The 15,115-nt window shown below is 68.0% G+C and carries 14 protein-coding genes; 3 read left to right on the top strand and 11 right to left on the bottom strand.

Features of this window, described 5'->3' with window-relative positions:
* Positions 1-5: 5 nt before the first annotated feature.
* Positions 6-869 carry a shikimate dehydrogenase gene (locus tag ACT3SZ_RS07265; RefSeq protein ID WP_444617844.1) on the top strand — a complete coding sequence of 288 codons (864 nt, stop codon included), beginning with the start codon at positions 6-8 and terminating at the stop codon, positions 867-869.
* Between the two features lie 26 nt (positions 870-895).
* Here the strand turns inward: ACT3SZ_RS07265 and ACT3SZ_RS07270 are convergent, their stop codons facing one another.
* From ACT3SZ_RS07270 to ACT3SZ_RS07315, 10 genes are all read right to left on the bottom strand, one after another.
* Positions 896-3,364, bottom strand: coding sequence for a helix-turn-helix transcriptional regulator (locus tag ACT3SZ_RS07270; protein ID WP_444617846.1), 2,469 nt, complete (start codon positions 3,362-3,364; stop codon positions 896-898).
* 40 nt (positions 3,365-3,404) lie between these two features.
* Positions 3,405-3,671 (bottom strand): hypothetical protein, encoded by a 267-nt coding sequence (locus ACT3SZ_RS07275; RefSeq protein WP_444617848.1) that lies wholly within the window; start codon positions 3,669-3,671, stop codon positions 3,405-3,407.
* A 175-nt stretch (positions 3,672-3,846) separates the two neighbouring features.
* Positions 3,847-5,322 carry an L-lactate permease gene (locus tag ACT3SZ_RS07280; RefSeq protein WP_444617850.1) on the bottom strand — a complete coding sequence of 492 codons (1,476 nt, stop codon included), beginning with the start codon at positions 5,320-5,322 and terminating at the stop codon, positions 3,847-3,849.
* On the bottom strand, positions 5,323-7,053 hold the full coding sequence (locus ACT3SZ_RS07285) for an FAD-dependent oxidoreductase (protein WP_444617852.1): 1,731 nt from the start codon (positions 7,051-7,053) through the stop codon (positions 5,323-5,325).
* Positions 7,050-7,841 carry a sugar phosphate isomerase/epimerase family protein gene (locus ACT3SZ_RS07290; protein ID WP_444617853.1) on the bottom strand — a complete coding sequence of 264 codons (792 nt, stop codon included), beginning with the start codon at positions 7,839-7,841 and terminating at the stop codon, positions 7,050-7,052. The genes ACT3SZ_RS07285 and ACT3SZ_RS07290 overlap by 4 nt, the downstream gene beginning before the upstream one ends.
* Positions 7,838-8,923: a Gfo/Idh/MocA family protein gene (locus ACT3SZ_RS07295; RefSeq protein ID WP_444617854.1), complete on the bottom strand. Its 1,086-nt coding sequence runs from the start codon at positions 8,921-8,923 to the stop codon at positions 7,838-7,840. The genes ACT3SZ_RS07290 and ACT3SZ_RS07295 overlap by 4 nt, the downstream gene beginning before the upstream one ends.
* Positions 8,924-8,975: 52 nt before the next feature.
* On the bottom strand, positions 8,976-9,812 hold the full coding sequence (locus tag ACT3SZ_RS07300; RefSeq protein ID WP_444617856.1) for an IclR family transcriptional regulator: 837 nt from the start codon (positions 9,810-9,812) through the stop codon (positions 8,976-8,978).
* Positions 9,813-9,835: 23 nt separating this feature from the next.
* On the bottom strand, positions 9,836-10,615 hold the full coding sequence (gene pcaD / locus ACT3SZ_RS07305; RefSeq protein ID WP_444617857.1) for a 3-oxoadipate enol-lactonase: 780 nt from the start codon (positions 10,613-10,615) through the stop codon (positions 9,836-9,838).
* Between the two features lie 5 nt (positions 10,616-10,620).
* A complete protein-coding gene (locus ACT3SZ_RS07310) occupies positions 10,621-11,871 on the bottom strand; it encodes an acetyl-CoA C-acetyltransferase (protein ID WP_444617858.1) in 1,251 nt (416 codons plus the stop codon).
* A gap of 28 nt (positions 11,872-11,899) precedes the next feature.
* Entirely contained in the window at positions 11,900-12,694 is a 795-nt protein-coding gene (locus ACT3SZ_RS07315; protein WP_444617860.1) for an IclR family transcriptional regulator domain-containing protein, read from the bottom strand.
* A gap of 73 nt (positions 12,695-12,767) precedes the next feature.
* Here ACT3SZ_RS07315 and ACT3SZ_RS07320 point away from each other — a divergent pair, with 73 nt between their 5' ends.
* Together ACT3SZ_RS07320 and ACT3SZ_RS07325 are read left to right on the top strand one after the other, a co-directional pair.
* Positions 12,768-13,529: a CoA transferase subunit A gene (locus tag ACT3SZ_RS07320; protein WP_444617862.1), complete on the top strand. Its 762-nt coding sequence runs from the start codon at positions 12,768-12,770 to the stop codon at positions 13,527-13,529.
* Positions 13,530-13,534: 5 nt separating this feature from the next.
* Positions 13,535-14,170: a 3-oxoacid CoA-transferase subunit B gene (locus ACT3SZ_RS07325; protein ID WP_444617864.1), complete on the top strand. Its 636-nt coding sequence runs from the start codon at positions 13,535-13,537 to the stop codon at positions 14,168-14,170.
* Between the two features lie 59 nt (positions 14,171-14,229).
* On the opposite strand, the gene purU is transcribed toward ACT3SZ_RS07325, so the two are convergent.
* Complete coding sequence (purU, locus tag ACT3SZ_RS07330; RefSeq protein WP_444618063.1) at positions 14,230-15,084, bottom strand: formyltetrahydrofolate deformylase; 855 nt, start codon at positions 15,082-15,084, stop codon at positions 14,230-14,232.
* Positions 15,085-15,115: the final 31 nt, after the last annotated feature.

Here is a 15,115-nt window from a genome sequence, read left to right on the forward strand (position 1 = left end):
CCACCATGAGCACCACTCCCGCCCGTAGTTTCCTGTTCGGCCTGATCGGCTCGGACCTGTCGCTGTCGCGCACCCCGCCGCTGCACGAGGCCGAGGGCCTGGCCCAGGGGCACCCCACGGTGTACCGCCGCCTCGACGTTCTCACCGACCGCCTGGAGGGACGCTCCCTGGAGCAGATGCTCTCCAGCGCGATCGACATGGGCTTCGACGGCCTGAACATCACCCACCCGTTCAAGCGTGAGGTCCTGGACCTGTTGGACGACGTTGACCCCGTCGCCGCGCGCCTGGGTTCGGTGAACACCGTCGCCATCCGCGACGGGCACACCACCGGGCACAACACCGACGTCACCGGCTACGCCCGGGGCCTGTCCGAACAGTTGCCGGACGTCGCCAAGCGCCGCGTGGTGCAGGTCGGTGCCGGGGGAGTGGGCAATGCCATCGCCTTCGCCCTGGCCGAGGCCGGTGTGCAGGAACTGCAGATCCGCGACGTTGATGCCGCACGTGCCGCCGAACTCGCCGACAAGCTCAACGCCGCCACCGGGACGTCCGTGGCTACCGGTGGTGGCCACGACGGCGTGGAGGATGCCATCGCCGCGGCGGACGGCGTGGTCAACGCCACGCCGCTGGGGATGCTCAGCCACCCCGGGACGTCCTTCGACACCTCCTGCCTGACCCCGCAGCACTGGGTCAGCGACGTGGTGTACATGCCGGTGTCCACGCAGTTGCTGCAGGAGGCGGAGGCCGCGGGCTGCCGCACCCTCGACGGCACGCACATGGCCGTTTACCAGGCCGTTGATGCCTTCGAGCACTTCACCGGGCAGCCCGCCGACGCCGAGCGGATGCGCGCCACCTTCCACTCGCTGGGGTAGGACGGCGGACATTTCGCACCTGCCGCTTAGCGCCGCTGCAGCGCACCGGTGAGATCTCGTCGCCCGGCGACCCCGAGTTTGCGGTAGACGCGGGTGAGATGGTGTTCCACCGTCTTCGCCGACAGGGTGAGTTCCTGGGCGATATCGCGGTTGGTGGAGCCGTCGGCGGCCATCACCGCGATCTGCTCCTCCTGGGTGGAGAGCAGCGGGGCCGTCTCCTCGGAGGCGTCGGACGCTACGACGTCCGTGCTGCTTCCACTGATCCCGGCCGCGCGGCGTTCGCGTCGGCAGCGTTCCACCATCGCCGCGGCCCCCATCGAGGCGAAGACCTCTTCGGCCCGGGAGAAGATCTCGTCGGCACGTCGACGCCGGCCAAGACGGCGCAGCACCAGGCCATACTCCAGCAAGATGCGTGAGTGGTAGGCGCGCATGGGAGTATCGGCGATGATGTCGACGGCCTCGTCGAAGCAGCGTAGCCCGGCGTCGACCTCGCCGCGGCGCAGCAGAATACTGCCGCGCGGTACGCGCAGTTTCGCGGCCAGTGACGGCAGCGGTGTCGTCCCGCGCGACGCGGCACGGTGTTCGGCCCGTTGTTCGGCTTCGGTGACTACGGCGTCGGCGGCGCGGATACGCCCGGCGCGCACGAGGCACTGCGCGTAGACATCCTCCCACGGCCAGAACCCCGGTTGCTGTGTGTCCTGCTCGGTGCCGATGCGCGCCAGCGACTCGCCCACGCGCAGCGCGGCGACGAGGTCGCTGCTGTTGGCGGTGGTGATCATGTGGCTCATCGCTGCCGGCAGGCGCTGGATGAGGAAGGAATCCGGGTCGTCCGGCAGGCGCGCGCTGTAGCGTCCTGCGGCCAGCGTGTCGCCCTGGAAGGCCGCGACCTGGGTGCCCGTCCACAGCAGCACCGGTTCCAGCAGGACGCTGCCGTGGGCTTCCCCAGTAGCCAGGCCGCGGTCGACGACGCGGCGGGCGGCGTCGAAGTCGCCGAGGACGTAGTGGGTGCGCGCCAGCCATGCGTCGCGCCAGAGGGCCGACAGTGAACCCGTCGGGACTGTCGCGTCTGTGCTGAGCAGGTTGCGTGCGGTCAGCGGGTCGTCGTTGACCAGGGCCAGCCATCCATCGACGAGGGGGTGCGGGGGAGCGGCGTCCGTGTGGTCGGAGCCTGTATCGCCGATGATGTGGGCGGCAATGCCGGTAAGCAGGGCGTCGCCGGCGGCGGTGGCGTGCTCCAACATGGCGCGCGGATCCCAGTCAGCAAAGGCGAGCACGGCGCGTTGGCGCTCTGGCCCTGTGTCGTCGGTACCGTCTGGGCCTGTCAATGCTCCGTGTGCCCGGCGGCGGTCGCCATCATGCATCGCCAAGGTTGAGCGGCAGGACGCCGCGGTGTCGCCGGCCCGTGCCCACAACCGGGCCGCGTTCAGGTCGCCCGCGCGGGTCAGCGCCACCGCGGTGGCGGCGGGATCCGACTGTGTGTAGCGCCGGACGCTGGCCTCGGCGGCCGAGTCCTCGTTCCTGTGGTGCTCCTCGGCAGCCTGTCGTAGCAGGTGACGGGAGTGCTCGGCGTCCTGTGTGTCCCCGACGGCCAGCGCGGCGTGCAATCGGTGGTGCAGCCCGCGGTCAGGATCGGTGTCGGTGCAGGCGTCGGCTGCCAGACGGTGCAGGTGCGACAAGGACGGTGGTGGCGTGCGCTCGAGGACGGCCGCGCGGTGACGAGGGTCGCGGAACTGCACGCCCGTGCCTGCGGTATCGCACTGGACGGTGCGCAGGACGGTGCGGAATACGTCCTGCCCGGCGGCGTCGAGGGAGATACCCATCGTGCGGAGCATCGCGACGGGGACTGGGGAACCATCCGGCCCACCAGCGACGGCGACGCCCTGCAGCAGGGCAGTCAGTTCCGGGGTGCTGGGCCCGATCGCCCGGTCGAGGGCGGTGCCCCAGGTATCCGGGACTGCCGGGAACACTCCGAGGAGTTCGGTGAGCAGGTCGATGCGTCCACCGGTCATCACGTGCATCTGCTCGACCGTGTGTGGTGCGGGCATTCGGCCGGTGGTGGTCTCGCAGAATGTGGCGACCTCGGTGACGGAGAGGGGTGGCAGGATCACGTTGATGTCTGCGGCGATGTCTGTGGCGATGTCAGTGGCACTCGTGGTTCCCACCACCATCAGTCGCGCCGGACGGTCACGGCGCTGGGTCTCGTTGATGAGGTGGCCCACGGTGGACGCCGAGGCGCGGTCCAGGTCCTCGACGAGCAGGAGAGTATCCGCGGTGCTATTGGGAACGGGGATGGGGGCATCCTGCGCGCCGGTCACCACGCGGCGCTGCACGACGAACCACCCGGGGGACCCGGTCACCAGGTGGCGCAGCAGTTCAGCACCCCCTCCGCAGCGGTCGTGCACGCAAACAAGGAGCCCGCCGTGGGCGGGCACACTCTGCTGCAGCGACAGGATCTCCCTGACCTGGCGGTGGTGGAGACGGTGGCTGGTGGTCACGCGGGTCAGTGTAGTTGGGAGAGCCTCGCCGGCGCGCCGCTCACTCTATGCCCGGGGATCCGAGCCCACCGATGCGGTCGAACTCGGCGCGCATGATCTTGCTGCGGGTCACCAGGTCCTCCCGGTCGGTGTCGACGGCTGCCGCGACATACTTTAGGAGATCCTGGCGCCTGGATTCCCACCACTGCCGCTCAGCCTCGGTGTCCGCAGCGCGTTTCCGATTGGAGTAGGCGACGCCCAGGCTCGCAGAGATGGACTTCATCACGTCGTACTCGGCGAAGTAGATGTGCCCCTCTGTGGGTTCCAATAGCAAGGTGACCTCCCGTGGTTCGCCGCGAGCCTATCACGGCGAAAAGGTCACGACCGGCTCAACCTGATTTGGCTCACTTCGGATCATGAGAACCTTAGGCAATGCGCTGAACTGCAGAGCACTGCCGGCAGGGATGACTTCGCCACTCTTTTTCCCCTTGAGCAGCGTGACCCTAGCCGAAAAGTAGCAGGTTGAGGACACCCCATGCGACGGTGGTCAGCAGGATGACCGGGAGCATGATCTTCAATAGTCCTACTCGGGATGGTGCGGGCCCCTCATCGCCCGGATTGTCACCGTCACGACTGTGTCCAAGCATGGACATCCGGTATGCGAGTTCGATGCGTGCCGGGCTTGCGGCGATCGCCCATCCCGAGGCGACGTTTTGTGACGCCATCATCCAGAACGGCGAGACATCGAGTGCATTCGCCGCGGCGATCTGCGTCGTTCCGAGCATGGCATTGGCCCCTGTCCCGGAGGCCGTGATGTAGCCCGACAGCGCAGCCAGGAACGGGGATACGAACAAGTACGCCAGCCCCATACTAGTGAGCCCTGAGGCGAGGGTCTGCGCTAGTCCGCCGCTGTCCATGATCGTGCCGAACAGGATGTACAGGGTCGTGGGAATACCCACCTGCAGCAGCATGGAGCCGGCCTCGACGAACAAAGCGGGGCGAGTGGCGGTGGTCAAGGCGAACATGGACAAGCCCGAGACGGCACCGAGGAGAGCCCACAGGGCTGGAGACTCAATGACCTCGGCGAGCGGGACGACGTTGATATGGGTACCCGCCAACTGGCCACCGATCGTTCCCACCATCAGGACGGAGTAGGGCAACAACGCAGATCCAGGACCAGGCAGCAGACGACCACGACGGATGACGAGCAGCCAGAGAACGGTCATAAACGCGGAGCCGAGTGCCCCGGCAACAGGCGTACCGATCATCCAGTTCGCAGCCAGAATGCTGCCCCCGTGAAGCAATCCGGAGCCTATTCCCATCGCCAACCACCGGGTGTGGAGAAGCACGGGTCGATGCCGAGCGGTCCCTCTGCTGTCGGTGGCACGTCCCGCGATGATTGCCACGACGGCACCTGACACCAGGAACGCGGGCAGCGACAGGATCCCGGACGCAAGCCCCATATCGCGCAGGTCCGCCCCGGCGATTTCCGTGGCCAGCAACGTTCCTGGCCCCATCGAGCCCCATGGGCTGACCGTTAGCCCCAATAGCACCATCGTGGCGGCGGGCATCGGAGAGAACCCGAAGGCGAGCATCAACGGTAGGCCGATGATGATGGTCACCCCGAATCCGGTGATCGACTCCAGGAAGGGGACGACACCATGTGACATCAACAGCGCGGCAGCCACTGACGTGCCGCCGCTGGACAACCAGTCTGCGAGTCGAGTCTGGGCACCGGTGTGGTGCATCACTCGGGCGAGCAGCGCGCCGGAGCCGATGATGGCCAACACTTTCACCAACGTGACCCATGAACCGACCGCGGAATGCAGCAAGTCACCCGTGGCGCCGTCGAGCACGAAAAGGCTGACACCCGTCGCGGCGACGATCCCCATGGCCGGCGGAACCCAGGCAGGGAGGCGTGTGACCAGAAGTACGATCGTCAGAGCGATGGGGACAGACGAGAGCAGGGCACTGGACAACTAACGGACCTCGGGGACGGTCGTATCCGCCCCGGCCAGTTCCCGCCCGGCCACATAGCCGAAGGTCAGCGCCGGCCCCAGGTTGATACCGCCGGCCGGGTAGAAGCCGCCCATGATGGACGCCCGATCGTTGCCCGCGGTGTAGAGCCCCGGGATCGCCGCACCGTCCTCACCCAGAACCCGGGCTTTGCCGTCGGCGCTGATGCCGGCGAAGGTGCCGAAACTGCCCGGCAGGACCTTCACCGCGTAGAACGGCCCCTTCTCCACCGGCGCCAGCGTCGGGTTCGGGCCCACCACAGGGTCGCCGCCGTAGCGGTTGAACTCGGTGGCGCCGCGGTGGAACTCCGTGTCCTCGCCGCGCCGGGCGTCGTCGTTGAACCGGGCGACGGTGGCCTCCAACCCATCCGGATCGATGCCGCACTTCTCCGCCAGTTCCCGCAGCGTGCGGCCCTTGACCAGGTAACCATTGCGCACATAGGGGAACAACGGCACCGGGAACGGCTTGGCCATGCCCAGTGGATAACGACGCACGAATGTGGAGTCCGCGACCTGCCAGGAGCACACCGGCTCACCGGCCGGGGCGGCCTCCAACATCGCCGTCACATAGTCGTGGTAGCCATTGGCCTCGTTGACGAAGCGCCGACCGGTCGACACCACACCGATCGAGCCCGGCTTCGCCCGGTCCATGATGTGCGGGAACGTGCCCACCTTCCCATTGAGGTACGGCACCTGCGACACCGGGCACCACGCCGCCGGGGCGGCCAGATCCGTGCAGGACGCCGCGCCGACCGAACGCGCCAGACGCAGCCCGTCGCCGCTGGCCTCGTCCGGCGCCAGCGTGTGGTGCTCCCGCCCGGTGGGCGTGCGCGGGAAGAGCTCGCGGCGCAGCTCCACGTCCGCCGGGAACCCGCCGGTCGCCAACACCACACCGCAGGACGCTCCGAGCTCGGCAGTGCCGTCCGGCCCCTGCACGCGCACGCCGGTGACGCGCCCGGCATCGTCGGTGAGCAGCGCACGGACGGTCGTGCCGGTCAGCATCGTCACCCCCAGGTCGTCGGCGGAGGCGGCCAAGCGGCCGACGAGGGCGGCACCGTTGACCATCTGCATATTGCGCCGGTGCACCACCATGTCCCAGGCGTGCACCAGCACGCGGCGCGCGGCGTGGAACCAGCCGCGCACATCCCCGCGTGAGGCAGACAGGAACTTCTTCAGGTCCGGCCCGGCCATGATGCCCATGCCCAAAAACGAGGTTTCGTAGAGCTGGTGGCGCAGTTTCGCGCGCACCTCGGGGCGGATCTTCCGGGCGTTAAATGGTGAGGGACCCACCGAGCGGTGCCCGGTGCCCGCACCCGGCAGGTCGCCGTAGATGTCTTTGATCGCCGACCCCGGGGTGAACTGCAGCCGGGTGTTGTCCTGGAAGAAGTCCACCATCTGCGGGGCAGCGTCCAGAAAGGCGTCGATGTTCTCGGCGACCTCACCGTCCTGACCCTCCTGGTAGCGCTCGCCGAGCACAGCGCGCAGGTAGGTGCGGAACTCCTCGGCGTCCTCCTTCACCCCGTCGCGCCGGGCGAAGCTACTGCCCGGTGTCCACGCCCAGCCGCCGGACCAGGTGGTGGCCCCGCCGAGCACATCGGCTTTCTCCACCACGGTCACGTCCAGTCCGTGGTGGGCGGCGGTGACGGCGGCGGACAGCCCGCCGGCACCGGAGCCGACGATGATCACGTCTGTCATGTGTTGAGCATCCTTCTGGTCGTGTCGTGCAGGTGGTGAATCCAGCCGGACGCGCCGCGGCGCGCCAGCTCGGTGAGGTTGGGGACCTCGACGCTGACCGGGAGGTCGTCCGGCAGGACGCTCAGGTAGCGCGCCAGGTCCTGCTCGCCGTCTCCGGGGGCCAGACGCAGGGCGCGGGATTCCTCGATGAGCCCCTCCACCGTGGCCGGTGGGGTCGCCGGGCAGTCACACAGCTGCACCATGTCCACCTGATCAGTAATCTCTGCGAGCTCTGCGGGATCGGCATCGAAGCGGGCCAGGTGCAGAGTGTCGGGCAGGACTCTGGCGCCGGTCTCCCGGGCGATCTGCGCTGCCACCGGGAGGGAGCGCACGCTGCGGTAGGAGATCGGCTCGAGGGCGGGAACCACCCCGTAGGACGCGGCGTCCTGCGTGAGCCGGCCCAGGGTATCGGTCAACCGGGCGAGATCCTCGTCCCCGGCGGCCACGGTGAAGCGGGTCGCGCCGAGGGCCTGGGCGGTCTCGAGTGTGGGTAGCCAGGAGTCGGGGCCGGTGGTGGCGTCGAGGCGCAGGAACTCGGCGTCGAGGACGGATAGGCCGGTATCGTCCAGCGCCTCCAACGTCCTGGCCAGCAGGGGCGAGCCGGGGGACAGATCGTAGTGCGGTTCCTCGGGCGTGACCGCAAGCACGCGCAGGCCGACGAAGTCGAAGCCAGCATCTGCTGCTAGTCGTACTAGTTCATCGGGAGCCACGTCCAACGCCGATAGTGGGGCGAGGCCGAGAGATCTCATACCGTCTTCTCCGTGGTGAGTCGCACTGGGGCACCTGTACGGGAGGATTCGTAGACGGCGAGCAGGACGGCCAGTGAGCGGGTGGCGTCGTGGCCGGTCACCGCCGGTTCGCGTCCTTCCCGGACGGCCTCAACGAAGTCAGCCACCTGCGCGGTGTGGTGGGGGATCAGCGCGGCGTTGATGGCGCGAAGATCCGCGTTGGCCTCGAGATTCTCCGGGTAGTCCGTGGTGGTCCCCACCGAGCCGTTCTCGGCGCTCAGGACGGCCCGGCCCTCGGTGCCCTCGGGGTATTCGAGGATGGCGCGGGTAGCGCCGGAGGACGCGGTGACCTGCACCCGGGCCCCCAGCGCCGTGTCCGCCGCGGTGGTGGCGTTGATCGTCGCTAGTGCTCCGGAGGCGAATGTCACGGTGGCGACGGCGGTGTCCTCGACTTCAATGTCGTGGGTGAACGTGGCGATCTTTCCGGAGACCTCCACCGGTTCGCCCAGCATCCAGATCAGCAGGTCGATGTAGTGGATCGCCTGGGTCATCAACACCCCACCACCGTCGCTATCCCAGGTGCCGCGCCATGCCGTGGCGGAATAGTAGGCGGGGTCACGGTGCAGCACCACGGTGCACTGGCCAAGGATCGGCTCGCCGAGTCGGTCTGCGACCAGGTCGGCCTTCATCTTCTGGGCGGCGGGCCAGAAGCGGCGCTGGAACAGGACGCCGAGGCGTACGCCGGCATCGTGGCAGGCGGAGGTCATGCGTCGGGCCGAGGCGAGGTTGACGGCGATGGGCTTCTCGCACAGGACATGGACCCCGGCGGCGGCTGCCGCGAGAACAATGTCCTCGTGGGTGGGGTGGGGAGTGCACACCGAGATGATGTCGACCCCGGTGGACAGGAGTTCCTCGACGGTGCCGACCGCATGCGCGATGCCGTACTGCTGCGCAGTCTGGCGGGCGAGGTCAGGGTCAATGTCGCAGACGATGGTGACCTCGGCGCCCGGAGTGGCGGCAAAAGCCTCGAGATGGTTGCGGGAGATCGCACCGCAACCGACGATGCCGACTCTGAGGTTGTTCGGGACAGCGGAGGAAGACACGGTGACTACTTCTCTTTTCGTTCGTTGAGGGGGAGTGCTGTGAACCGTATTTTCATTGAGCGCCGTTGGCGACTGTGTCCCGTTCAATGGGACAGCTGACTGGGGTGCCGGGGGTGGCAGCTGTAGTGGCAGCTGTGGTCAGGTTCTCTGAGAGCGTTCTGCCGGCAGCAATAATCGCGTCGAGGACGTCGTCGTGATCGCATCGGTCCGTCCGGGCCACGAGGCCGAGTGAGCACTGCACGGATCCGTCGGTCAGATTGAAACAGGGCACGGCGAAGGACGTATTCTCGGTGACCATTCCGCCGACAATGTGCCCGTAGCCCTGTTGCCGAATCTGGAGGAGATCCGCACGCACCCGCGCCGGGTCCATGGGTTCTCCCGTCACCCGTTCAGGTAGTGCGCCGTTCAAGACGCGGGAGATTGCTTTCTCGCCGCCATAGGCCAGCAAGGTCAGCCCGGCCGAGTTGTTGTGGATCGATAGCCGGGAGGCCTGTCTGCTCAGGATCCGCAGTGGGTAGCGAGCGTCGTAGTGCTCGAGGTAGAGAACACTGAGTTCCTCGAAGTCGGGCACCGCCAGGAAGATATGGTGATCGAATCTCGCGTGCAGACTCTCGAGGGTGGGTTTTGCGATGTCACGAAGTTCTTCAAGGGGGCTGCAGCGCACGGAGGTTTCCCAGGAGTGAGTGCTCACCGTGACGTTCCCGTCGGCGAGTCGCTGCAGCATGCCCACCGAGGTCATTTCCGTGACCAGGCGGTGGGTAGTTGAGCGGGAGAGGCCCGTGATGTCGGCGATCTTCGATGCCGACAGTCGGGGAGTGTGGGCATCGAAGCATTCCAGGATTCTCATCGCACGCTGGAGGACCGACTCACCGGAACGGGAATTCGCCATCAATCTCTCCTGTCGCCGGTGGATCAGCCCGCTAGGAAGCCAGTGATCAGCCCGTTGACGCTCTGGGGCTGCTCGAGGTTCGGCAGGTGTGCCGCAGGGGAGAGCACCACGTAGGACGCTTCGGGCACCCCATCGGCGATGACCTTCACCGTCTCCGGGGCGGTGGACGGGTCGTGCTCACCGGCGATGACCAGCGTGGGCACGGTGATCTCCGACAGGCGGTCGGTGAAGTCCCACCCCGACAGGGCCCCGCAGCATGCCGCGTAGCCCTCGTCGTCGGTGTCGGCGACCATGTCGCGGTAGTGGTCCGTGGTTGCCGGATTGGCCGCGCGGAACTCGGGGGAGAACCAGCGGGTGATCACCGTGTCCGCCAAGGCCCCCACACCCTGCTCGCGGGCGGTCTGTGCGCGCTCGACCCAGCCGGATGGCTCGCCGAACTTCGCCGCGGTGCAGATGAACACCGCCTTGTCGACCCGCCCGCTTGTGGCGGCGAGGTACTGCGCCACCGCACCGCCGAGCGACAGCCCGACCACGGTGAAGTTCTCCACACCAAGGCCGTCGAGGGTGTGCAGCACGTCGGCGGCGAGGTCCTCCACGCCGGGTGCCGGGGCCCCCTCGGGGGTCAGCGGGGAGCGGCCGTGGCCGCGGTGATCCAGGGCGATGACGCGACGGTCGTGGCCGAGCGCGTCGAGCTGCGGCAGCCACATCTCGGTGGTCGAGCCGAGCGAGCCGAGCAGGACGACGGTGCTGGAGGGATTATCCGGTCCGTAGTCGACGGCGTGCAGGGTGAGTGGTGTATTCACGGTTATTATCCTTCGCTCTCGAGGACGGCGGCGAGCCCCTGACCGCCGCCGATGCACATCGTGGCCAGGCCACGCAGGGGCGTGTCCCCAGTCTGCCTGCGTTGCAGTTCATGGCACAGGGTCACCAGCATCCGCGCGCCGGTCGCACCGACCGGGTGGCCGAGTGAGATGCCCGAGCCGTGCGGGTTCAGGCGCGGGTCGTCGGCGTCGACACCCCACTGCTGCAGGACCGACAGGGCCTGGGCGGCGAAGGCCTCGTTGAGTTCGATCACGTCGAGGTCGTCCAGGCTCAGCCCCAGGCGCTCGAGCACCCGGGCGGTCGCGGGCACCGGCCCGATGCCCATGGTCTCCGGGGCGACACCGGCGACGGCCCAGCCGGCCAGGCGGGCGAGCGGCTGCAGGCCCAGTTCCTCGGCGCGGGCGCGGGTGGTGACGATCATCGCTGCCGCCCCGTCGTTCTGACCCGAGGCATTGCCGGCGGTGACGGTGGCCTCGTCGTCCTGGCGTCCCATCACCGGACGCAGCCCGGCGAGCTTCTCCTCGGTGGTGCCCGGGCGCGGGTGCTCGTCGGTGTCGACGACGGTGTCCGGGTCGCGACGACGCTTACCCGGGACGGTGACCGGGACGATCTCCTCGGCGAAGGTGCCGTCCTGCACGGCGGCGACGGCGCGGGCGTGGGACTCGGTGGCCAGGGCGTCCTGCGCCTGGCGGGTGATGCCGTACTCGCGGCGCAGGTTCTCGGCGGTCTCGATCATGCCGCCGGGGATCGGGTGGTCGCGGCCGCCGGCGGACGCCCGGCCTTCGGCGAGACGGTCGTGCAGCACCAGGTCACCGCCCTTGACGCCCCAGCGGATCGAACCGTCCACCGAGTAGCCGGTGCGGCTCATCGACTCCGCGCCACCGGCGATGACCAGATCGGCGGCTCCGGTGGCGACGTGGGCGGCGGCGGTGACCACGGCCTGCAGGCCGGAGCCGCAGCGACGGTCGAGCTGCATGCCGGGGACGGACTCACCGAGGCCGGCGTCCAACGCGACGACGCGTCCCAACGCCGGTGCGGCACCGTCCGGCGAGGCCTGGCCGAGGATGAGATCGTCGATGTTCTCGGGCGACAGGCCGGTGCGCTCGACGATGGCGGCGACGACGGTGGACGCCAGGTCCTGGACGGGCACGTCCGTGAAGGCACCGCCGTAGGCGCCGACCGGGGTGCGTAGCGGGGAGCACAGGACGACATCGGTGGGGTCGGTGTTGTTTGTCATTGGTTTCCTCCGTGGTGTTTTTTGGGGGTTAGGGATGCTGTGCGGCGAGGTCGTTGCTGATGGTGGCGGCGGTGGCGACGAGCTCGGGGATGATGCGAGCGTGAAGGTCGGCGAGGTCGTGGACCTCCGTGCGCGTCGAGACGTTGACCGCGGCGACGGCCCGACCGTCCGGCGTGCGCACCGGGGCGGCGACGGACCGCAGGCCCACCTCCAGCTCTTGATCAACCAGGGCGTAGCCCTGCTCGCGCACGGTCTGCAGTTCGGCGCGCAGTTTCTCCGGGGAGGTGCAGGTGCGCGGGGTGGGGGCGGCGAGGTCGCCGGCGTCGAGGATCGCGTCGAGTTCGGCGGTGGGCAGGTCGGCCAGCAGGACCCGTCCCATGGAGGTCGCCGTGGCGGGGAAGCGGGTGCCGATGGTGATCGATACCGCCATGATCCGGCGCACCGGCACGCGGCTGACGTAGACCACATCCTGGCCCTCGAGCACGGACATGGAACTGGACTCACCGATGCGCCGGGAGAGTTCCTCCAGGCGGGGCTGGGCGATGTCCGGCAGCGACAGTGAGGACAGGTAGCTGTGTCCGAGTTCCAGGACCCGGGAGGTCAGGCGAAACTCCGTGCCGTCGGTACTGGCGTAGTCCATGGAGACCAGGGTGTGCAGGAAACGGCGGGCGGTGGCGCGGGCGAGGCCCGTACGCTCGGCGACCTGGGCCAGGGTCAGTGTGGGATGGTCGCCGTCGAAGCAGCGGATCACTGCCAGGCCGCGGACGAAGGACTGGACCTGGCCGCCGTCCTGCTTCTCGGTTGGGTGTTGTATCTCTACCACCGAACTTCTCCCGTCATCCGTTCACTTAGCGAACAATTGTCCATTGCGCGAACACCAGTGTACAGTTTTCCATATGCTTGACAAAACATTCACCACAGCAGACGAGGCGGTGGCCGACATCACCGACGGCGCCTCCCTCGCCGTCGGCGGATTCGGCCTGGTCGGCATCCCCTCCGTTCTGATCGAGGCCGTGCGCAATCTGGGCGTCGGCGAACTCACGATCATCTCCAATAACTGCGGTACCGACGGCTTCGGCCTCGGCACCCTGCTGGAGGACCATCGGGTCGCCCGCACCATCGGCTCCTACATCGGCTCCAACCGGATCTACGCCCAGCAGTACCTCAGCGGAGATCTGTCCGTGGAGTTCACCCCGCAGGGCACCCTCGCCGAGCGTATGCGTGCTGGCGGCGCCGGCGTGCCGGCGTTCTACACCAAGGCCGGCGTGGGAACAGAGCTCGCCACCGGCGGGCTGCCGGTGCGCTACAACCCGGACGGGTCGGTCGCCGAATACTCCGAGCCGAAGGAGACCCGCACCTTCGAGGGTGAGGACTACATCCTGGAAACCGCCATCCACGCCGACGTCGCCCTGGTCCACGCCCACAAGGCCGACCGCAAGGGCAACCTGGTGTTCCGTGAGACCGCCCAGAACTTCAACCCCGAGGCCGCCAAGTGCGCCCGGGTGGCCATCGCCCAGGTTGAGCACCTCGTCGACGAACTGGACCCCGGCGAGGTCCACCTGCCCGGCATCTACGTGGACCGCGTGGTGCACGTCGGCCCGCAGGAGACCGGCATCGAGAACCGAACGACCCGACCCGACAAGAATGCGGAGGTCTAAAGACCATGGTCTGGAACCGTGAACAGATGGCCGCCCGGGTGGCTCGCGAGCTCGCCGACGGCCAGTACGTGAACCTCGGCATCGGCATGCCGACGCTGGTCCCCGGCTTTTTGCCGGAGGGCATCGACGTGATCCTGCACTCCGAGAACGGGGTACTGGGTGTGGGGCCGTACCCCACCGACGACGAGGTCGACCCCGAGCTGATCAACGCCGGAAAGGAGACAATCACCGTGAACCCGGGGGCGAGCTTCTTTAGCTCCTCGGAGTCTTTCGGCATGATCCGCTCACGCTCGGTGGACGTTGCCGTGCTCGGCGCGATGGAGATCTCGCGCTACGGTGACCTGGCGAACTGGATGGTGCCGGGCAAGCTCGTGCGCGGCATGGGCGGGGCGATGGACCTGGTGCACGGAGCGCAGAAGATCATCGTGATGACCGACCACGTGACCAAGGCCGGCACGCCGAAGATCGTGGAGCAGTGCTCCCTGCCCTTGACGGGGGCGAAGTGCGTGGACCTGATCGTGTCCTCCCACGCGGTCTTCGAGGTCGACGCCGAGGCGGGCCTGACCCTGGTGGAATGCGCCGATGGTGTGACCGTCGACGAACTGCGGGAGATCACCGCCGCGCCGTTCGCGGAGCGGTGACGTAGCGTCCTGCGCGGGGAGGGGACCTGCGCAGGGAGCGTCCTGCGCGGGGGAGGGGACTAGAACACGATCGTGGTGTTGCCGGTCCGGATCACCTTGTCCTGGGCGTGCCAGAGCACGGCGCGGGACAGGACGGACCGCTCGACCTCCGCGCCGAGGCGCTTCAGGTCAGCGACGCTATCCCGGTGATTGACGCGCACCACGTCCTGCTCGATGATCGGGCCCTCGTCCAGGTTCTCGGTCACATAGTGGGCCGTGGCGCCGACGAGCTTCACTCCGCGCTCCTTGGCCTTGCGGTACGGAGCAGCGCCGATGAAGGCCGGCAGGAACGAGTGGTGGATGTTGATCACGGGCACGCCGAGCTGCTCCAGGAAGTCGCTGGAGATGATCTGCATATAGCGAGCCAGGACGATGAAGTCCACGTTGCCCTTCAGCAGGTGCAGGATCTCCGCCTCGGCTGCGGACTTGTCCGGGCCCGCCTGCGAGGGGACGTGGAAGAACGGCACCCCGAAGGAACGGACGTCCTCGACGGTGTCGGTGTGGTTCGAGATCACCATCGGGATGGTGACAGGCAGGTCACCGCGGCGCTGGCGCCACAGCAGGTCCAGCAGGCAGTGGTCGTCCTTGGATGCCAGGATCGCCATGCGCTTGGGCTGCGAGCGGTCGGACAGCGACCACTCCATGTCATAAGGCTCGAGGGTCTCCGCGAGGTCAGCCCTGATGTCGTCCATGGCGGTGACGAGGTTCTGACGGTGGAAGACGATGCGCTGGAAGAACCCGCCGTCCTCCGGATCAGAGGAGTGCTGGTCAAGGGAGATGATATTGCCCTTGTTCCGGGTGATCAGTGCGGCGATGACGGAGACCAGGCCGGGCTGGTCGGGTCCGTGGACCACCAGACAAGCGTGGTCGGTCAGGGAAGTAATGGACGGGGACAAAGGGTTCTTC

Origin of the sequence: Corynebacterium sp. AOP40-9SA-29 (assembly GCF_052377405.1) — a bacterium.
Classification (GTDB): domain Bacteria; phylum Actinomycetota; class Actinomycetes; order Mycobacteriales; family Mycobacteriaceae; genus Corynebacterium.